Origin of the sequence: Thiothrix winogradskyi (assembly GCF_021650935.1) — a bacterium.
In the GTDB taxonomy this organism is placed as follows: domain Bacteria; phylum Pseudomonadota; class Gammaproteobacteria; order Thiotrichales; family Thiotrichaceae; genus Thiothrix; species Thiothrix winogradskyi.
This window is the reverse complement of record NZ_CP091244.1, coordinates 456,826-473,817: the sequence shown is the minus strand read 5'-3', so window position 1 is coordinate 473,817 and position 16,992 is coordinate 456,826. Positions and strand designations below refer to the sequence as shown.

10 protein-coding genes and 2 pseudogenes are annotated in these 16,992 nt (G+C 49.8%); 6 read left to right on the top strand and 6 right to left on the bottom strand.

Annotated elements, in window-relative coordinates:
• Positions 1-69: 69 nt before the first annotated feature.
• From L2Y54_RS02605 to L2Y54_RS02590, 4 genes and pseudogenes are all read right to left on the bottom strand, one after another.
• A pseudogene (locus L2Y54_RS02605) lies at positions 70-2,170 on the bottom strand (YgiQ family radical SAM protein); the annotation flags it as partial.
• A 22-nt stretch (positions 2,171-2,192) separates the two neighbouring features.
• A complete protein-coding gene (locus L2Y54_RS02600) occupies positions 2,193-2,924 on the bottom strand; it encodes a hypothetical protein (protein WP_236499662.1) in 732 nt (243 codons plus the stop codon).
• Positions 2,921-4,282, bottom strand: a complete 1,362-nt coding sequence (locus L2Y54_RS02595) for a hypothetical protein (RefSeq protein WP_236499661.1) — start codon at positions 4,280-4,282, stop codon at positions 2,921-2,923. Before L2Y54_RS02595 ends, L2Y54_RS02600 begins: the two co-directional genes overlap by 4 nt.
• Before the next feature lie 14 nt (positions 4,283-4,296).
• On the bottom strand, positions 4,297-7,266 hold the full coding sequence (locus tag L2Y54_RS02590; protein WP_236499660.1) for an MSCRAMM family protein: 2,970 nt from the start codon (positions 7,264-7,266) through the stop codon (positions 4,297-4,299).
• 197 nt (positions 7,267-7,463) lie between these two features.
• On the opposite strand from L2Y54_RS02590, the gene L2Y54_RS02585 reads away from it, so the two are divergent.
• Entirely contained in the window at positions 7,464-8,165 is a 702-nt protein-coding gene (locus L2Y54_RS02585; RefSeq protein WP_236499659.1) for a hypothetical protein, read from the top strand.
• Here the strand turns inward: L2Y54_RS02585 and L2Y54_RS02580 are convergent.
• A pseudogene (locus L2Y54_RS02580) lies at positions 8,162-9,523 on the bottom strand (YgiQ family radical SAM protein); the annotation flags it as partial. The gene L2Y54_RS02585 and the pseudogene L2Y54_RS02580 sit on opposite strands and share 4 nt — an antisense overlap.
• 442 nt (positions 9,524-9,965) lie before the next feature.
• Here L2Y54_RS02580 and L2Y54_RS02575 point away from each other — a divergent pair.
• The 5 genes from L2Y54_RS02575 (at position 9,966) to L2Y54_RS02555 (ending at position 14,563) form a co-directional block, all read left to right on the top strand.
• The gene (locus L2Y54_RS02575; protein ID WP_236499657.1) at positions 9,966-10,274 is read left to right on the top strand and encodes a hypothetical protein; all 309 of its coding nucleotides are present in this window, start codon (positions 9,966-9,968) and stop codon (positions 10,272-10,274) included.
• Positions 10,275-10,354: 80 nt separating this feature from the next.
• Positions 10,355-10,897 (top strand): tetratricopeptide repeat protein, encoded by a 543-nt coding sequence (locus L2Y54_RS02570; protein ID WP_236499656.1) that lies wholly within the window; start codon positions 10,355-10,357, stop codon positions 10,895-10,897.
• Positions 10,898-10,941: 44 nt separating this feature from the next.
• The gene (locus L2Y54_RS02565; protein ID WP_236499655.1) at positions 10,942-11,892 is read left to right on the top strand and encodes a transporter; all 951 of its coding nucleotides are present in this window, start codon (positions 10,942-10,944) and stop codon (positions 11,890-11,892) included.
• The gene (locus L2Y54_RS02560) at positions 11,889-12,587 is read left to right on the top strand and encodes a C39 family peptidase (RefSeq protein WP_236499654.1); all 699 of its coding nucleotides are present in this window, start codon (positions 11,889-11,891) and stop codon (positions 12,585-12,587) included. Before L2Y54_RS02565 ends, L2Y54_RS02560 begins: the two co-directional genes overlap by 4 nt.
• The gene (locus L2Y54_RS02555) at positions 12,584-14,563 is read left to right on the top strand and encodes a S8 family peptidase (protein ID WP_236499653.1); all 1,980 of its coding nucleotides are present in this window, start codon (positions 12,584-12,586) and stop codon (positions 14,561-14,563) included. Before L2Y54_RS02560 ends, L2Y54_RS02555 begins: the two co-directional genes overlap by 4 nt.
• Positions 14,564-14,574: 11 nt before the next feature.
• Here the strand turns inward: L2Y54_RS02555 and L2Y54_RS02550 are convergent, their stop codons facing one another.
• Positions 14,575-16,878, bottom strand: a complete 2,304-nt coding sequence (locus L2Y54_RS02550) for a YgiQ family radical SAM protein (RefSeq protein ID WP_236499652.1) — start codon at positions 16,876-16,878, stop codon at positions 14,575-14,577.
• Between the last annotated feature and the right edge of the window lie 114 nt (positions 16,879-16,992).

Genomic DNA, 16,992 nt, shown 5'->3' with positions numbered 1-16,992 from the left:
CTGGGCATCCCGTACTCGTCGTAACCCAGAATTTCATCGAGTGTGCGGCGGTCAAGCAGAGGCAAGAGGCTATCGGCCACTACGCTGCTTCGGTTTCCCCGTCGGCTTCGGCTTACCGCCAAAATCCGCCCGCGCCTTCGGCGGCAACCCCGTATGCTGCGTCAATACCTTCCCACCCTGCGGCTTCGCATTCGGTTTACTCGCTGCCACTTGCGCAGGCTTCCCCACCCTCTTCTGATGCTCCCCGCCTTTATTCTTCCGCCGATGCGCCTCATACACCAACTGTTCCTCACCCGCTTTGTAATGCGGGATCAACTGATTCTCACCATCGCCAATCAATTCCTGCCGCCCCATCTCTGCCATTGCTTTGCGCAGCAGCGACCAGTTTTTCGGGTCGTGCCAGCGCAAGAACGCTTTGTGCAGCTTGCGCTGTTCCGGTGATTTCGCGGTGGCGACCTTTTCGCTTTTGTAGGTGACTTTGTGCAGCGGGTTTTTGTCGGTGTGGTACATGGTGGTGGCGGATGCCATCGGTGAGGGGTAAAACGCTTGCACTTGGTCGGCGCGGAAGCCGTTTTTCTTCAGCCACAGCGCGAGGTTGAGCATGTCTTCGTCGGACGTGCCGGGGTGCGCGGCGATGAAATACGGGATCAAATATTGTTCTTTGCCCGCTTCCTTGGTGTATTTCTCGAACAGGCGTTTGAATTCGTCATACGCGCCGATGCCCGGTTTCATCATTTTGGACAGGGGGCCGGATTCGGTGTGTTCCGGTGCGATTTTTAAATAGCCGCCGACGTGGTGCGTCACCAATTCTTTGACGTATTCGGGGTCTTTGATGGCGAGGTCATAGCGCACGCCTGAACCGATCAGGATTTTCTTGATACCGGGCAGGGTACGCGCTTCGCGGTACAATTCCTTCAAGGCAGCGTGGTCGGTGTTGAGGTTGTGGCACACGTCGGGGTAGACGCACGCGGGTTTGCGGCACGCGGCTTCGATCTTTGGGTCTTTGCAGGCGAGGCGGTACATATTCGCCGTAGGGCCGCCAAGGTCGGAAATCACCCCGGTAAATCCCGGCACTTTGTCGCGGATGTCCTCGACTTCGCGGATGATGGATTCTTTGGAACGGCTTTGGATAATGCGCCCTTCGTGTTCGGTAATCGAACAGAAGGTGCAGCCGCCAAAGCAGCCGCGCATGATATTCACCGAGAAACGAATCATGTCATAGGCGGGGATTTTTACGCCGTTATAGGACGGGTGCGGCAAGCGAGCGTAGGGCAGCCCGAACACGAAATCCATTTCCGGCGTGGTTAGCGGAATCGGTGGCGGGTTCAGCCACACGTCGATGTTGCCGTGTTTTTGCACCAAGGCGCGGGCGTTGCCGGGGTTGGTTTCCAAGTGCAGTACGCGGTTGGCGTGGGGGTGGGCGAGGCAGGCGGATCACGGTGGTGTCGCGGTCTAAACGGGCGCGGGGGTGGAAGATCAGTTTGTGTTCGTCGGGGCGTTTGCTGCGCGGGTCTTCGTATTCAAACCATTGCACGTTGCGCTTTTCGACTTCGCATTCACTCATCTCGGTGGTGTTGAGATAGGGGTTGATAATGCGGTCGATTTTGCCCGGTTGGTCGATGCGGGAGGAGTCGATTTCCATCCAGCCCTGCGGGGTGTCGCGGCGGATGAAGGCGGTGCCGCGCACGTCGGTAATGCTGGAAACGGGTTCGCCGGAGGCGATGCGGTGCGCGACTTCCACCACGGCGCGTTCGGCATTGCCGTACAGTAACAGATCAGCAGCGGCATCCAGCAGGATCGAGGTGCGGACTTTTTCCTGCCAATAATCGAAGTGTGCAATGCGCCGCAACGAGGCTTCGATCCCGCCGATAATGATCGGCACGTCGGGGAAGGCTTCGCGGCAGCGGTGCGTATACACCAGTGTGGCGCGGTCGGGGCGTTTGCCTGCCATGCCGCCGGGGGTGTAAACGTCGTCAGAGCGCGTTTTGCGGTCAGCGGTGTAGCGGTTGATCATCGAATCCATATTGCCCGCCGCCACGCCGAAGAACAGGTTGGGTGCGCCCAGTGCCATGAACGGGTCTTTGGAATGCCAATCCGGTTGCGCAATGATGCCGACGCGGAAACCTTGCGCTTCCAGCATCCGCCCGATGACTGCCATGCCGAACGAGGGGGGCAACAGGCGCATTGGATATTTATTGTTTCTCCGCACTGAGTTGTCTAGCTGCCGCAATTACAGGGCTAATTTGCCCATATAATCGAGCGGCTTCCTGAACAAGAATCAAATTAATAAGTGCAACTCCCCAAGCGATACCATAAGGCGTATACCAAGCATTACCACCCGCAGATAAATTGGCAAAACGTCCTACGCCTAAGGCAATGAGTCCAACCAGAAAGAACCAAAATGCCATTTTTCTTATCCATAATGGTGATGGTCTTACATGACGATAAGTATCCAAGTCATCAAACCCTAACTTTCCCTTGGTGTAAATTTCAATAATATATTTTTTGGCTGGCTCTAATTCAATTTTGTTATATCGCCACATAACAAAGTTCAATATTGCGTTGATAAGAATAAAAGCCATCCATGAGGTTGGCGATAAAAAATAAAATAATCCTGCCCAAGTGAATAAAAATATCAATAAGATACTTAAAACATAACCTACAGTTAAACTGATTAGGCTTGGGATGAAATATTTTCTCATCCCAAATCCTGTTTGAATAACGATAATTGATAAACCAAGTATTGGAAAAATAATGGTTAGTTTTGCAAGAAACCAGCTTTCGGAGGAAATAACTGGTAATATTGATACCCCAAAACCTAGAATCCAACCAAGTACTGCCAGTGCGAGTCCCCCACGCCAGTTTGCACTGGCATGGTAGATATCAGGGTTTTCAAAAAAAAACAATATACTGTTCTTGTTCATGGTGCGATCATAGCACCTGTGTAAATTGAGTCGGGATCTTGAGGTAATACATTTTTAAAAGCCTCTTTCATTGCATTTGTTACTCCCAATTCGTTGTCAACTACATCTAGTATCCAGCCAAGAACAAAGCCAAGCCCTAATCCTGCCACAATAACCCATCCACCGGAAAGAAATGCACCAGCAAGTAAAATTCCCCCTGCTGTTGCAATTGCAAACTTGGTAAGCGATGTTCCCAATGAAATGATGAAATCACTGAGATAGCGATCTGCTTCTGGTGTAGCGGCATACTTAAAGCTCTCAATACCAACTACGATCCAAACTCCCAGTACGTTACCTTTAGCGAGGTTGTCTACTGTTGGGGCAAAAAATTGTTCTACTTTAGCAACTTTGGAACTCGCTATCCCGACTCGATAGCCTTTGCCTGCTTCAATATAGGTTGCATTGGCTCTGGCTAGCCGTTCGTCTACTTTGGCTTCAATGCGGTCTAACCCTAAATTCCACAAATCAGGATCTGTTTTGGTTAGTATCCGAATCAATTCTTCTCTGGCAATGGCAAGTGCTTTTTCTGTAGTAGCGGTCATAAGTGTCTGAAAATTTTGACCACCGTGAAAATACATGAATTTTTTACCTTCAATGCTGACTACTTTCACCTTTGGGGTAGTTAACATTTGCTGCCAAAACATACGTGCTGCCGTTGAATTACCCATAGAAAGAACAGTGATTGCCAATACGATAAAATTACCTGTAGGCGGTCCCAATAGCGGATCATTCAATAGTGTATAAAATGTCTCCACATCGTCAAGTTTGGAGAAGTCAAACTCCCTGTCGGGTATTTTTGCTGGAGCTTCAATCATTTGAACCTCGTATTTGTCAGCTTGGGCAGCTTGTACCTGTGCTTTGACTAGTGACTCTTTCTGCCACGCTTCCGTTCCGTTAGGAACTGAACTGTCTATTTCACGCAAACACTCGTCGAACAGGTAAGGATACAGTAGCGAAGATCTTGTCGTAGGTAATGAATAATTAATGTTGTTGGGACTATAGACCATAACTTTCAAGTCTTCTGACTTTACAATCTGTCCTGCATATTGCGCCAACTCTTTGATCAGTTCAAGTTCATGCCCATTCAGGTTCAGCTTAACAGAACCTTGTTGGCTGCCTGCCAACGTATTCCAAAGCTTTGCGGATTTGTTAGGGGTAAGGTTAATTGTTTTTCCATCAACTGTACCTGTTGCACTGATCCTTGTGTCAGACGGCGCACGGAAGCTGAATAAGTTACCCGTTGCTTTGATGCGCACTGTGGTTTTGTTGTCGGTTGCACCACAATTGAGGGTAACGCTGCATGATGAATTTGTTGACATGATAGCCTCCGAATTTACAGGACGATTTCTGCGCTGAGGAATGCAGGGTTTGTAAAGATAAGGGTATAGCTGCCTAACGGTATATTTTTCACCAAAATGCTACCATCAGCCTCCGTTGTACCGGGATAGCTCTTCTTGGCTGGGTCAGCATCTAGTATCAGGGTGTATTGTTCCCCTGCAATCGGCTGTTGGGTATCAATATCCATAACCACTACGTTGATCGTACCTGTTGTTGGTGCGGCTGCCGTCACCCCAAACGTCGCCACCCCACCGATTGATGTTCTGGTGGTGCTGCCATCCAACTGCTTGTACAGGGTTACTTTCACCACATGGTTATTGCCGGGTACAAGTGTATCAGTCTTGATGGTGTAGGTAGCTACTTGCCCTGCGGGGTTGCCGGAATTGGTAGGTGCTGTCCAGTAATACGTCAGTTTTGCCCCTTGCTGTTGCTCGGCAAGGTAGTTCGGGTCAATCGAGAAGGTGATGCTGTTGCCTTGCGGAACGCTGGTTTCGCTGACACGGATATACGCTTTCAGGTCGCCACTGGCTGTCAGTGGCTTGGGTAATACAGGTGCTGGCGATGCTTGTGGTTCTGGTGCTGCCGCCTTTACAGTCACAGTAAACATGGCACTGCCTGCAATGGCGGTACGTTGCGTCGTTCCTGCCGGGGTCACATACAGTGTGGCTTTGACATTGTATTCACCGACAGCAAGCCCGGTGGTGTCGAGGGTGAGGGTGGCAGTGCTGGCAGTCTTGCCGTTCGCCGACCAGAACCAGGCGAGTTTATCGCCTGCATTGGAATGTGTGCTGGCATCAGCCGAGAAGGTGATGCTGTCGCTCTGCTGGACGGTTAGCGGTTGGGCGAGAATTTTGAGTGCGCCGTAGTTTTTTGTCAGGGTCGTCGGGGCTGTTTCCGTAGGTGTTGGTGTTGACTGTTCCGGGCTTGCGGCTGCTGCTTTTGCCGTTACCCCGAACAATGCCCCGCCAGATAGAGTGACATCACCTTGACGCAGCACGACCTGAATCCGGTGGTCAGCCTTCACATCCAGCTTGCTGGTGTTGATGGTGTAACGCGGACTGCTGCCAAATGCCACCACACTGCTGTCGATGTTGGCGACACGCCAGAAGAAGGTGTAACCGCTGTTGTAGGTGGAACCATCCTTGAAGAAGAAGGTAATTTCCTCGTCTTGGGCAACGCTGGTGGCAGTTGCCATCAGGTCATCTTTCAGACCCGTGCCATAAGCGCCGGTGGCTTTGACGGGTTCGGGAGCAGTTGGTGTGGCGGCACTGCCTGTTGTTCCTCCTGTTTCACCCTGAGTCCCAGACTGGAGTGTGGGGTCTGACAGAGGGTTAGGGGTTGTATTCGCCAGTTGGGTTGCATCCAGCAGGTACTTGAGCGTTGCCTGCCTGCGGTTTTCCATGTCCTGTGCGGTCAGGTTGGGGAGGTCGTTGCGCACCATCCCATTCAATGCCACCAGTTTTTTCAGTGTGCCATGCCGAAGCGCAATCTGTTTGGCAACAAACACCTTGATCGGGGTTTCGGGGAAGTTGGAGATGCTGACATGATCGTAGTTGCTGCTGTTGACTGCGTTTGTCAGTGCTTTTTGCAGGGTTGGCAGCACCTGGGTGTGGCGTTCATCTTTCAGGATGTCGGCGATGTCCGGTAGATAGCCCTTCATCTTGCGGATACCGTTGGTGTATTCGGCAATCCGATCTTCCAGCCATGCCTTCAGTTGGATGTAATATTTTCCGCCGTCAAGGGTGCGGTATTGCCCGAAGGTCAGGGTGCTGAACTCGTCACGGAAAGCGTAGTAGCGGAAGTTCTCCAGCCCGAAACTGTTCCAGCGGTAGTTTTCCGGCATATCGGAACGTGCGTCAATCAGTTCGGCTTGGGTTTTGCCTGCCACCCCGACCAAAGGGTTGTTGCCCAACACTGGTTTGCCGTATTGCAACACCGGGTTGCTGCCACCTTCGTTGGCAAAACTGAGAATCCATGCCACGCCTTCTTCCGCTTGGTTGCCACCAATGCGGGTCGGGTAGAGGCGGATGGATGGCGTTTTTCCGGCGACTGCCTGCAAGGTGTTGCCGGAGATTTCCCCGCTCAGGAAGCCGTTGATGGTGATGGCGTGTTCGCCAGCGGTCTGGATGGTGTTGTTGAGTATTTTTAGGCTGGAAAATAGCCCGTCACTGCTGAATATCCCCTGCAAAGGACCACCGGGGGCTTTGACTGTGCAAGCCTCAACCGTGACATTTTCAAGGATGGCAGCGGACATCTGGTCGCACAGTATCCAGTCCTGCTCTTGCTCAAACCCGTCCTTTAACATTTTTATCTTACGGGTTTTGTCGGTCATTTTTGGTGGAATTAATTGGATGGCATCCCGATGTGCTTCCGTGTAGGTGCGGTTGTCGATGACCGTCAGGCTTTTGAGGTGGGAATTGCTGTTCCAAACCCGTACCGCGTCGGTTTGGCTTCCGGTTAGTTCAATGGTTTTCTCACCAAAAAACTGACATGGGCAAGGGGCAGATGGGCTTTGTTGGGTTGGGCTGTTACTTGTTCCGGCACAGAGGTAGCTGCACGTTTCTTCATCCAATACGTGCAGATACTCGTTGAGCTTACTTTCGGGCGCAAGGAACTTGTCGTTAGTGCTTTCCAGTGTTTGCATCTCTGCCATCTGTTGGGGATACGCGGCTACCGCTGCGTTATAGTCCACCACATACTTGTTCATGGCGGTTTCCATCGTGGTGAGTTTGGCAGGGTCAGCCGCCGGGTCAGATTTGAGTTTATTGACCGTAGCATACAGGGAACATTGTTCAACGGTAACTGTCACCAACCATTTGTTCCAGTCCCCGTCTTCACCTTCCGGTGGCAGTTGATCAGCAGGGAAGAAATACCGGCGTGTCCTGCGGATGGTATCTTTTGCTTCGTTTAACTGGCTGGCATGGAAAGCATAACGGGTATGCTTGTCAGAAACGGTTTGTGCCATGAGGCTCACTCCTGTGATGCTTGGGGTTGGTGCATGAATGCCGTTGGTCGGTAGTTATACGCCATTTGTATTTTTTTTTTTCAAGTATCATTTGCATATTTTTTGTTAAATATTGTAACAATATAAAACATGGCAATCATTTCAGTTGGTTATGTGCTATACAATTGCTGCCAACATTTGTAAAGGATACGGATACGATGAGACGTAACACAAAGTTCCCAATTGCCCACTGCTTGCTGGTTTTGCTGTTCACTGTTACAGCATTGAGTAGCTGCAAACCTGAAGGGGTCAAGCCTGCTGAGGAGAATGCAAAACTGGGGCAGGCAGATTTTGACAAACTGGCAAACCATACGGTGAGCGTGTCATTGGAGCGGGGAGATGCGCGTGCGTTTGGAGGCAAGTTGCCGCCGGAAGGGGCTTTGCCGCTGGCGATTCAGGCATTGCCAGAAAGTGTGGTGGCGGTAGTACCAAAGCAATTATGTCCATTGGTGGGCTTAGCGGTGGAAACCGACAACCGCCCGGAAACAAGGGAATGGCTGGCGATACAGGACAAAAGTTGTCCGCCGATCACGCCATATGGCTGGCGGTTATTGTGGGTGGTACAGCAAGGTACGGATGGCGTAACACGGGTTTTGTTCAGCGACAAGGCGCATTCCGTCAAGCTGATGGAGTGGACACAAGCAGCTAAAACGGATAGCCCGGTGCAGCGTCCCATTAGCGTCACCCGCGCTGGGCGCACTTGCCCAACCTGTGGTTCTACCAGTTGTGAAGGTTTTTGGGTCGACAAAACGGGGGCTTACCAACGCCCTACCCAGTTTTTGGTTGAACGTACCCATTATGACCCAATGGCTGGAGGGCTTGACCAGTCGGTGGCAGGGGGGAAATGCCCGCTGGATTAACCCCGCCGTTTGTTTGATGGTTTGTGTTTGGGGGCAGGTTTGCCTTTGCCCCCGGCATCAGCCTTGGGTTTCGGCGGCAACCCCGTATGCTGCGTCAACACCTTCCCCACCCGCTTCTGATGCTCCCCACCCTTATTCTTCCGCCGATGCGCCTCATACACCAACTGTTCCTCGCCCGCCTTGTAATGCGGGATCAACTGGTTCTCACCATCGCCAATCAATTCCTGCCGCCCCATCTCCGCTATCGCTTTGCGCAGCAGCGGCCAGTTCTTCGGGTCGTGCCAGCGCAGGAAGGCTTTGTGCAGCTTGCGCTGTTCCGGCGTTTTGGCGGTGGCGACCTTTTCGCTTTTGTAGGTGACTTGGTGCAGCGGGTTCTTTTCGCTGTAGTACATGGTGGTGGCAGATGCCATCGGTGAGGGGTAAAACGCTTGCACTTGGTCGGCGCGGAAGCCGTTTTTCTTCAGCCACAGCGCGAGGTTGAGCATGTCTTCGTCGGATGTGCCGGGGTGCGCGGCGATGAAATACGGGATCAGGTATTGTTCCTTGCCCGCCTCCTTGGTGTATTTCTCGAAGAGCTGCTTGAATTTGTCGTAAGTGCCGATACCCGGTTTCATCATTTTGGACAGCGGCGCGGCTTCGGTGTGTTCGGGTGCAATTTTTAAATAGCCGCCGACGTGGTGCGTCACCAATTCTTTGACGTATTCGGGGTCTTTGATGGCGAGGTCATAGCGCACGCCTGAACCGATCAGGATTTTCTTGATACCGGGCAGGGTACGCGCTTCGCGGTACAATTCCTTCAAGGCAGCGTGGTCGGTGTTGAGGTTGTGGCACACGTCGGGGTAGACGCACGCGGGTTTGCGGCACGCGGCTTCGATCTTTGGGTCTTTGCAGGCGAGGCGGTACATATTCGCGGTTGGGCCACCAAGGTCGGAAATTACCCCGGTAAATCCCGGCACTTTGTCGCGGATTTCCTCGACTTCACGAATGATGGATTCTTTGGAACGGCTTTGGATAATGCGCCCTTCGTGTTCGGTAATCGAACAGAAGGTGCAGCCACCAAAGCAGCCGCGCATGATATTCACCGAGAAACGAATCATGTCATAGGCGGGGATTTTTACGCCGTTATAGGACGGGTGCGGCAAGCGTGCGTAGGGCAGCCCGAACACGAAATCCATTTCCGGCGTGGTTAGCGGGATCGGCGGCGGGTTCAGCCACACGTCGATGTTGCCGTGTTTTTGCACCAAAGCACGGGCGTTGCCGGGGTTGGTTTCCAAATGCAGCACGCGGTTGGCGTGGGCGTACAAGGCTTTGTCTTTGCTGACTTTTTCGTAAGACGGCAGGCGGATGACGGTGGTGTCGCGGTCTAAACGGGCGCGGGGGTGGAAGATCAGCTTGTGTTCGTCGGGGCGTTTGCTGCGCGGGTCTTCGTATTCAAACCATTGCACGTTGCGGCGTTCGACTTCGACAAGGAAGCAGAGTGAAATCAGCTTTCTCTACCATTTAATGCATTATATATATTACACTTCCATTGTAAAATAAGGCACAGTATTCCATAAATTATTGAAATTATTGAAATTATTGAAATTATTGAAATTATTGAAATTATTGAAATTTACCTAGTTTTCACTAAAAAATAACAAAGTTTTACTTGAAAAATTGAAAAGTCAATTGTATGCTTAATGAGCATGTTAGTTGTTGTTCATTTAATTAATGATGCATTAAATAACGTATTTTTATAAGTTATTTAAATTTGTTGGACTCTAAGTTCGATGTATTCAATCAATAAAGGAGTTTTACCTTATGAAGTTTGTTTCAAGTGTTGCCGTATTGCTGATTTTATCTTCTGCTGCCACTTATGCAGATAGCCCGGACATACTGAACTCAGTACCCCAAGATTCTGTTCAAGTGATGTCTAAAAACGATGCAGGGAAACTACGAGGTGGTTACAAATTGTGTGTTATTAACCCCAGAAGCATTGGGTATGGACAGTGCACTACTAATCGATACACAACTTATCAGGGCGGTAGCTCTAGTAATGGAGTTGTAAGTAAGACCTATCAGGGAATTGAAATAGGTTGGTTTGGATCAAAGTATTATGTAGCTCGATAAAAAATACTTTTGAGATGGTGTGTTCCTTGTTTTCTGGAACACGCCATTATTTCGCATAAATTTATTTTTACGGTTATATTATGAGTAATAAAAATCTACTGATATTTGTATATATGTTAGCATTGGTTTTTTCTATTGGCGCTTGTTCAAATAATGATTCCTCACCAAATAGGCTTAACACTAATTTGAATGATCCACAAATAAAAACTGTAGAGAAATATGAAAATAACATCGATTTAATGAAAAATGCTGCTCAACAAGGTGATGTTGTGGCTATGTCTCTTTTAGGGGATAAATATCTTAAAGGAGATGGAGTAGAAAAAGATATTAAGAAAGGAATAGCATGGCTTACAAATGCTGCTGACAAAGGTAATTCTTTAGCTCAGCAAAGTTTGGGGTATACTTATTTGTTTGAAAGCACTATTCAAAATGATAGCAAAGCTTTTTTTTGGTTTAAAAAATCGGCTGAACAAGGTGATGGTATATCCCAATTGGAGTTGGCTAATATGTATGCAAATGGTTCGGGAGTAGTTAAAGATTTAAAGCTTGCATCTCAATGGTTGAAGAAAGCTAATGATAATGGTCTTGACACACCATCAGCCTTAAAGTACTTGCAAAAATAAAATAGTTTATTTCACTCAGAAACCATCATGGGGTTTATTAAGTAATGCCCCATGAGTTAAATAATGGTAGTGTCATGTTTTCTTTAAAAGTTCTGTTACAGTGCTGTATCTTCTTGGCTGTTGTTTTTAGTAATGTACAAGTATTGGCTGATGAAGGTGATTCGGCACTAACTACTATAGGCAAGAAGGATGAAAACACTAAAAGCCACCTTTTATTCCTGCGGGAATCTGAAGTCCTTCTCAAACCAAAAGACATGTATTTTTCACTAGGTTTTAACTACAGCACTGATGAAAAGCAGATAAACCTCAGGAAAAGCAAAGACAGATCTTTTTCTATCCCATTGAGTATTGGTTACGGTGTTACCCAAGACACCGAAGTCAATGCCTCAATTGCGCTAATCCAGAATAAATCCGAAACGGCAACCATTAACAGCGTCGTCAGTAACAATGGTTCAGGTATTGGGAATGCCACTATCGGCGCAATGCGTAAGCTGAAAGCTGAATCAAACACGTCCCCTTCCATCACGGCTTCTGCCAACCTCAGCTTTCCGCTAGATAAAAAGTCAAATTCCAGTGATGCCAGCAAGTTAGCCGTAGGTTCAAACTTCAGGACGGCTGCCGTAGGACTTGGCATATCCAAATCCATAGACCCTGCCGTGGTATTCTTAAATGTTGGTTATAACCATATCCTGGCGGATGATCAGGATGGTATCCGCACCCAACCGGGCAAAGCACTCACCTACAGCATCGGTTCAGGGCTTGCCGTCAACCGCTCTATTAGCATGTCGGGGCGGATTTCAGGGCAATATCAGACAGAAACCCAATACAACGGAAAAGCCCTGAATGGCTCAAGTTCTGAGCCTATTTCACTGGGTGGGACGGTAGATTATCGATTAGATGATAAAACCCGCCTTGAAACCAGTTTTGATGTTGGGCTAACCAATGACGCAAGCGATGTTGGCATGGGGCTAACGCTTATCCGTAATGTCCAATGATTTATAAAGTGCGGCACAATCTCCCCATCCTATTGGCTATTTTCTTGAGTGCTTGTACGGTCGAACCCATCGTTAGCAATATGGGCTATGCCGTTAATGCCTCTGGCGACCATTTTAAAAGCTGGAAAGAGCTTAATGATCAAAGTGTGGTCATGCAGCAATACGACTACTCCTGTGGTGCGGCAGCGTTAGCCACTATCATGAAGTATTACTTTCAGGATGATGTTACTGAAAAGTCACTGCTGGACTATATCAAGGCAACACTAACGGCAGAAGAATACGCCGTTGTGGAAGAGCACGGCTTGTCCTTCCTTGAACTGGAAAAGATAAGCCATTCATTGGGTTATCAATCAGCCAGTGTACGTTTGCAGTTATCCGCATTAAAAGAGTTGGCGGGGCCTGTTGTTGTCTATGTCAGCACCAAGGATTACCAACATTTCGCGGTGTTCCGTGGTGTCAGGGAAGACCGGATATTTCTGGCAGACCCAAGCCGTGGCAACATGATTTTAACGGTGGATGAGTTTTTAGGAGAATGGAAAGGCGAAACTTTTATCTTGGGTAAAAAAGGGTTTGGCACACCCGCGCAACACCCTTTGGCAGTAATGTTATCGCCTAAATTCAGAAACGAAATGGAATTGATCCGTGCCTCAGCATTAAAACCTGTCGCATCAGCAACAAAAATGGTTTTGGAATGAACAATAAGTTGAATTCTTTTCTGGTGATAGCTATGGCTGCATTATGTGGTTTGGCGCTCTTTTCTGAAAGTGTTACGGCTGATGATGTTAATGCAGCGACATTGATTAGACAAAAAACGCTTACTGACAAGCGAAGTAAAATCAGGCATGAATTATTGTCATTAACAAACCATGCTGAACGGCAGTCCTCATTATCAGAGGCAAACCATGCAGTGATTATTGATGTCATCGCTAAAGGCGATCCCCAAGCATTGCTAACGCTACTCATCCAGCATGGGATGAAACCATTGGCAGTTAATGGCAGGATTATTTCAGGGCAAATGCCCGTTCAAAGGCTAGGTGAATTGGATGCCCTTGAGGGTTTGAATGAAGTCAAGTTAAGCAAAATAATAATCTCACAAGGCAGCGTGACAACTCAAGGTGATATAGCCACAGAATCCAGTGTTGCCCGTCCAGCTTTTGGGGTTGATGGTAGTGGAATAACCGTAGGGGTGATTTCCGATAGTTATAATTGCCTTGGTGGGGCTGCACAAGACCAAAGTACCCAAGATTTACCCCCTCAAGTGACCATTATGGCAGATGCGCTTGATTGCAGCGGGAGAACAGACGAAGGCAGGGCATTGATGCAAATTGTGCATGATATTGCGCCGGGTGCAAAACTGTTATTCCATAGTGGCGAGAATGGCACTGCCACCACTGCGAATGCTATTCTGAAAATGGTGTCCGATTATAAGGCCGATATTATTGTAGATGATTTCAAGGCAATCTCCGCCAACTTTTTCCAAGAGGATGCCGTAACCCAAGCCACTCAAAAAGCAGTGAAGGCAGGGGTTGTTTATGTGACCGCAGCAGGCAATGAAGGGCGCAATGCTTACCAAAGTGCCTATCACGAATACACCGATAAGGTGTTAAAACTGAATGCCCATAATTTTGCTACAGATGGCAGCACCGACATTTATCAACGCATTATCGTTCCCGAAGGTGTCGGTTTTAACCTCATGCTACAATGGGATTCTCCTGCGTATACGATTAGCGGCTCTTCCGGTTCACAGAATGATCTGGATATTTTTATCTTCAATAAACAGCATAGCCGAATCCTTGCCTCCTCAGCGTTTGATAATATCGGCAAAGATCCTATTGAAGCCTTGTATTTTCTTAATAATGTTGGGTCAGGTGAAACAGAATTTGATATTGTCATCACCAAGGCATCTGGGGTTTCACCTCAGTTAATGAAATACATCATATTAAACAGTATTGATGGCATTATTGGGGAATACGCCACTAACAGTAGCGGGATCTTTGGTCATGCTGATTCGACTTCTGCCATCACGGTAGGTGCAAGCAATTATAAGAATACACCTAAATACGGTCAATTTTCGGCATTGGTTGAGTATTATTCTTCGGCTGGCGGCGGCTCAATACTGTTTGATGCTAACGGTAAGCGGTTAAGCACTCCCGTTACTAACCATAAGCCTGACATTACCGCACCTGATGATGTGGATACTACTTTCTTTGGAAATCAAGATACCGACAATAATGGTTTCCCTAATATTGCTGGTACATCAGCCGCAGCCCCTCACGTTGCAGGCATTGCCGCCTTACTCTTGCAAGTTAAACCAGCATTGCAACCTGTCGATATAAAAAATATCCTTAATGAAACGGCTATTGATATAATCCAGATAAACAACACAGCTAAAAATACCTTACCCACGGGTTTTGACTTTGATAGTGGACATGGCTTAGTTAATGCGGAAGCTGCCATCAATTTGGCAAAGAACTATCAGCCGTCCATTCTCCCCGATAATTCTGATGGAAATATGGGGGACATTACCGTTAATGACCCTAATCAGCTTGGCGGCGGCGGGGCATTTGATTTATTTTATATTGTTGCACTCTTTGTTTTGCTGGCTAATGGGTATTTCAGGGCTGGAAATAAACACATGGAATTATTTCCGAAAAATAAGCACAACCTGTGATCAAGGTGATGTTATTTGCCGCGCCGTTTTGCCCCATTGGTAGTTGATTTTCGTCCACTTAAATCAGCCTTGGGCTTCGGCGGCAACCCCGTATGCTGCGTCAACACTTTCCCACCCTGCGGCTTACCCGCATTCGGCTTACTCGCTGCCGCTTGCGCAGGTTTCCCCACCCGCTTCTGATGCTCCCCGCCCTTATTCTTGCGCCGATGCGCCTCATACACCAACTGTTCCTCACCCGCCTTGTAATGCGGGATCAACTGATTCTCGCCATCGCCGATCAATTCCTGCCGCCCCATCTCCGCCATCGCTTTGCGCAGTAGCGGCCAGTTCTTGGGGTCGTGCCAGCGCAAAAACGCTTTGTGCAGCTTGCGCTGTTCCGGTGATTTTGCAGTGGCGACTTTTTCGCTTTTGTAGGTGACTTTGTGCAGCGGGTTTTTGTCGGTGTGGTACATGGTGGTGGCGGAGGCCATCGGTGAGGGGTAGAACGCTTGCACTTGGTCGGCGCGGAAGCCGTTTTTCTTTAGCCACAGCGCGAGGTTGAGCATGTCTTCGTCGGATGTGCCGGGGTGCGCGGCGATGAAATACGGGATCAAATATTGTTCTTTGCCCGCTTCCTTGGTGTATTTCTCGAACAGGCGTTTGAATTCGTCATACGCGCCGATGCCCGGTTTCATCATTTTGGACAGGGGGCCGGACTCGGTGTGTTCCGGTGCAATTTTTAAATAGCCGCCGACGTGGTGCGTCACCAATTCTTTGACGTATTCGGGATCTTTGATGGCAAGGTCATAGCGCACCCCTGAACCGATCAGGATTTTCTTGATACCGGGCAGGGTACGCGCTTCGCGGTACAATTCCTTCAAGGCGGCGTGGTCGGTGTTGAGGTTGTGGCACACGTCGGGGTAGACGCACGCGGGTTTGCGGCACGCGGCTTCGATCTTCGGGTCTTTGCAGGCGAGGCGGTACATATTCGCGGTGGGGCCGCCAAGGTCGGAAATTACCCCGGTAAATCCCGGTACTTTGTCGCGGATTTCTTCGACTTCGCGGATGATGGATTCTTTGGAACGGCTTTGGATAATGCGCCCTTCGTGTTCGGTAATCGAACAGAAGGTGCAGCCACCAAAGCAGCCGCGCATGATGTTCACCGAGAAACGGATCATCTCATACGCGGGGATTTTTGCGCCGTTATAGGACGGGTGCGGCAAGCGGGCGTAGGGCAGCCCGAACACGAAATCCATTTCCGGCGTGGTCAGCGGAATCGGTGGCGGGTTCAGCCACACGTCAATATTGCCGTGTTTTTGCACCAACGCGCGGGCGTTGCCGGGGTTGGTTTCCAGATGCAGCACGCGGTTGGCGTGGGCGTACAAGGCTTTGTCTTTGCTGACTTTTTCGTAAGAGGGCAGGCGGATCACGGTGGTGTCGCGGTCTAAACGGGCGCGGGGGTGGAAGATCAGCTTGTGTTCGTCGGGGCGTTTGCTGCGCGGGTCTTCGTATTCAAACCATTGCACATTGCGCTTTTCGACTTCGCATTCGCTCATCTCGGTGGTGTTGAGGTAGGGGTTGATAATGCGGTCGATTTTGCCCGGTTGGTCGATACGGCTGGAGTCGATTTCCATCCAGCCCTGCGGGGTGTCGCGGCGGATGAAGGCGGTGCCGCGCACGTCGGTAATGCTGGAAACGGGTTCGCCGGAGGCGATGCGGTGCGCGACTTCCACCACGGCGCGTTCGGCATTGCCGTACAGTAACAGATCAGCAGCGGCATCCAGCAGGATCGAGGTGCGGACTTTTTCCTGCCAATAATCGAAGTGTGCAATGCGCCGCAACGAGGCTTCGATCCCGCCGATAATGATCGGCACGTCGGGGAAGGCTTCGCGGCAGCGGTGCGTATACACCAGTGTGGCGCGGTCGGGGCGTTTGCCTGCCATGCCGCCGGGGGTGTAAACGTCGTCAGAGCGCGTTTTGCGGTCAGCGGTGTAGCGGTTGATCATCGAATCCATATTGCCCGCCGCCACGCCGAAGAACAGGTTGGGTGCGCCCAGTGCCATGAACGGGTCTTTGGAATGCCAATCCGGTTGCGCAATGATGCCGACGCGGAAACCTTGCGCTTCCAGCATCCGCCCGATGACTGCCATGCCGAACGAGGGGTGGTCTACATAAGCGTCGCCCGTGACGATAATAATGTCGCAGGAATCCCAGCCCAGCGCGTCCATTTCCGCACGACTCATGGGGAGATACGGCGAAGTGTCATAGCATTCCGCCCAGTATTTGGGGTGGTCGAACAGGGCGACAGGTACGTGGGGATTGGCGTTGGGCAGCATGGGGTGGCTTCAGTAACGGGTGAAAGCGGCTATTCTAGCGCAGTTTGTGCAGTGCGTGTGGTTTGCTTATTATTGGTGTGGGGTAAACAACTTACACCATGCTTTGGTACACTT

Coding starts and splice junctions, on each gene's coding strand:
- L2Y54_RS02565 (WP_236499655.1), top strand. CDS start 10,942: ATGCCCCATGAGTTAAATAATGGTAGTGTCATGTTTTCTTTAAAAGTT.
- L2Y54_RS02595 (WP_236499661.1), bottom strand. CDS start 4,282: ATGTCAACAAATTCATCATGCAGCGTTACCCTCAATTGTGGTGCAACC.
- L2Y54_RS02575 (WP_236499657.1), top strand. CDS start 9,966: ATGAAGTTTGTTTCAAGTGTTGCCGTATTGCTGATTTTATCTTCTGCT.
- L2Y54_RS02555 (WP_236499653.1), top strand. CDS start 12,584: ATGAACAATAAGTTGAATTCTTTTCTGGTGATAGCTATGGCTGCATTA.
- L2Y54_RS02550 (WP_236499652.1), bottom strand. CDS start 16,878: ATGCTGCCCAACGCCAATCCCCACGTACCTGTCGCCCTGTTCGACCAC.
- L2Y54_RS02590 (WP_236499660.1), bottom strand. CDS start 7,266: ATGGCACAAACCGTTTCTGACAAGCATACCCGTTATGCTTTCCATGCC.
- L2Y54_RS02585 (WP_236499659.1), top strand. CDS start 7,464: ATGAGACGTAACACAAAGTTCCCAATTGCCCACTGCTTGCTGGTTTTG.
- L2Y54_RS02600 (WP_236499662.1), bottom strand. CDS start 2,924: ATGAACAAGAACAGTATATTGTTTTTTTTTGAAAACCCTGATATCTAC.
- L2Y54_RS02560 (WP_236499654.1), top strand. CDS start 11,889: ATGATTTATAAAGTGCGGCACAATCTCCCCATCCTATTGGCTATTTTC.
- L2Y54_RS02570 (WP_236499656.1), top strand. CDS start 10,355: ATGAGTAATAAAAATCTACTGATATTTGTATATATGTTAGCATTGGTT.